This window comes from Endozoicomonas sp. SESOKO2 (assembly GCF_024606245.1).
Classification (GTDB): Bacteria; Pseudomonadota; Gammaproteobacteria; order Pseudomonadales; family Endozoicomonadaceae; genus Endozoicomonas_A.
The window spans coordinates 1-3036 of record NZ_JAHHPQ010000358.1 but is presented as its reverse complement, the minus strand read 5'-3'; the positions used below and the strand labels follow the sequence as shown (position 1 = coordinate 3036).

The following is a 3036-nucleotide window of genomic DNA, read 5'->3' as shown; positions in this document are numbered from 1 at the left end:
GTAATAGGTGGTTGCAGAGAGAGGTACCTGAGCTTCTTTGGCGACAGCGCGGTGCCTTACGCCACGGACTCCGTCCCTTACCACGATTCTTAGTGCTGCTTCCAAAATGGTTCGACGACGTTGCTCACTGTTGGCCCGACTGGTTTTACGTCCTTGATATTTCAGAGTTCCGTCTCCGAGAGCAGCTCCTTCATTTTGGGCCATCTGCGATAGGACGCAGTTTCTTTCGTCACTGTACGTTGCTTCCATGAGAAAATGCCTTGCAGTTGCCTGTTAGTCTTATGACGCCTGAAGCCATCTCTAAAAATAAAAGAGGAATTCCAGTTACGCCAATCTTCTTGTACTTCAGCTTGAAAACCGACGTTAGACAGTCATGCTCCAAGCTTGGTCAATGGCCGCTGAAGACTGGGCTGAAGGTTCGGCAGACAGATAGACTGACTGCCGGAATCCAGCCGGGATTACTGCTGGGGTCGCATGTGCGGGAACAACAGTACATCACGGATGGAAGGTGCATCAGTAAACAGCATGACCAGACGGTCTATACCAATACCCTCACCCGCCGTTGGCGGCAAACCATACTCCAGAGCGTTGATGTAGTCTGCATCAAAGTGCATGGCTTCATCATCGCCAGCGTCTTTTTCTGCGACTTGCTGACGAAAACGCTCAGCCTGATCTTCAGAATCGTTCAACTCGGAGAAACCGTTGGCCACCTCACGTCCGCCCACAAAAAACTCAAAGCGGTCAGAAATGAATGGATTGCCATCATTACGACGTGCCAAAGGCGATACCTCTGTTGGATATTCGGTAATGAATGTCGGATCCATCAGACGGTGCTCAACCGTTTCCTCAAATATCTCGATCTGAATCTTGCCCAGACCCCAGGTACCCTTGACCTCGATACCCAGCTTTTCCGCAACCTGAGTCGCTGAATCAATCGTATCAATATCAGCAACCTCAAGATCCGGATTGAAGTGCAGTATAGAATCGAAAACCGACATACGCACAAATGGCTTGCCGAAATCGATCTCGTTACCCTGGTAAGTCAATGTCGTCCCACCGGTAACGTCCTTGGCCAGACGCTTAAAGAGGGCTTCCGTGTGATCCATCATGTCAATGTAATCTGCGTAAGCCTGGTAGAACTCAATCATCGTAAACTCAGGGTTATGACGTGTAGACAACCCCTCGTTACGAAAGTTCCGATTAATTTCAAACACTCGTTCGAATCCGCCCACGACCAAACGCTTCAGATAGAGCTCCGGAGCAATGCGCAGGTACATATCAATATCCAGTGCATTATGGTGAGTCACGAACGGGCGTGCCGTTGCACCTCCCGGAATCACTTGTAGCATCGGGGTTTCTACTTCCATGTAGTCCTGCCCATGGAAATAGTCACGAATCACCTGAACAATACGGGAACGAATACGGAAAGTTTCACGAGATTCTTCACGGGTAATCAGATCCACATAACGTTGACGATAACGCATTTCTGTATCGGTCAGCCCCTTGTGCTTCTCGGGCAGAGGGCGCAGGGATTTGGTCAGCAGCTCTACATGCTCCATATCCACATAGAGATCGCCCTTGCCGGAACGCTGAAGGGTTCCTTCAGCACCGATGATATCCCCCAGATCCCAGGTTTTGGCTTCTTTCAGTACTTCTTTAGCCAGCGCTTTGCGGTTCATGTAAACCTGGATACGACCGGACATATCCTGAATTTCCATGAATGCGCCGCGATTCAGCATGATACGGCCAGCGACCTTGATCTTCTTGCCGGCGTCCAGCAGCTCTTCCTTACTGGTATCAGCGAACGCCTTCTGAAGATCTGCAGCCAGCGCATCACGACGGAATTTGTTTGGGAAAGCGACCCGTTCAGAACGAATGGTATTGAGTTTTTCACGGCGAAGAGCCACCAGCCGGTTCTCTTCCCGGGCATCTAAAATCTGTTCTTCAGACATATTTTCTCCAGTTCACCCCCTTGGGGGCTGGGAGCAAACAGCTGCCTGTTACTCCCTTGTGTAAACTGTTCTCTGTTAACGGCTGAGATTACAGGCCTTTCTTGAGGCTTGCCTCGATAAACTTATCGAGATCTCCGTCAAGAACAGCCTGAGTATTACGGGTTTCTACGCTGGTTCTCAGATCCTTGATGCGGGAATCATCCAGAACGTAGGAACGAATCTGACTGCCCCAACCAATATCGGACTTGGAATCTTCCAGAGCCTGAGCGTCTGCAGTGCGCTTCTGCATCTCTAGCTCATACAGCTTGGCTTTTAACTGCTGCATGGCCTTGTCCTTGTTCTGGTGCTGGGAACGTTGGTTCTGACACTGCACCACAATGCCTGAAGGCTCGTGAGTAATACGAACCGCAGAGTCGGTGGTGTTTACGTGCTGACCACCGGCACCACTGGAGCGGTAGGTATCAATTCGAAGGTCGGCCGGATTAATCTCGATCTCAACGTTATCGTCTATCTCCGGAGAGACAAAAACCGATGAGAAAGAGGTATGGCGGCGGTTGCCGGAATCAAATGGAGACTTTCGTACCAAACGATGCACACCTGTTTCTGTTCTCAACCAGCCAAAAGCGTATTCACCGGTAAACTGAACCGTAGCCGACTTAATGCCAGCCACTTCTCCAGCAGACACTTCAATGATTTCAGTTTTGAAGCCCCGCTGTTCACCCCATCGCAGGTACATACGCAATAACATGTTGGCCCAGTCCTGAGCTTCTGTTCCACCGGAACCCGACTGAATGTCCAAATAGGCATTATTGGGATCCATTTCTCCGGAGAACATGCGACGAAACTCCAGCTCTTCCAGCTTTTCGCTTAGCTGGTCCAGCTCTTCCACAACGCCTTCCACACCGTCTTCGTCCTGCTCTTCCACCGACATTTCCAGCAATTCACTGGCATCTTCCAGGCCTGATGTCAGCTGTTCAATGGTAGAAACAATGCCTTCCAGAATGGAACGCTCCTTACCCAGGGCCTGGGCACGTTCTGGCTCATTCCAGACATCCGGATCTTCAAGCTCCCGCTCTACTTCCTG

Annotated in this window: 3 protein-coding genes; all 3 read right to left on the bottom strand. The window is 50.5% G+C overall.

Features of this window, described 5'->3' with window-relative positions; all coding sequences use genetic code 11:
- Positions 1-204 (bottom strand): TetR/AcrR family transcriptional regulator (locus KDK17_RS08055; protein WP_373691576.1); only part of this gene is annotated, 204 nt, incomplete at its 3' end.
- A gap of 254 nt (positions 205-458) precedes the next feature.
- Positions 459-1952 carry a lysine--tRNA ligase gene (gene lysS, locus KDK17_RS08050; protein ID WP_257254276.1) on the bottom strand — a complete coding sequence of 498 codons (1494 nt, stop codon included), beginning with the start codon at positions 1950-1952 and terminating at the stop codon, positions 459-461.
- An 88-nt stretch (positions 1953-2040) separates the two neighbouring features.
- Positions 2041-3036 (bottom strand): peptide chain release factor 2 (prfB, locus tag KDK17_RS08045; RefSeq protein WP_257287800.1); only part of this gene is annotated, 996 nt, incomplete at its 5' end.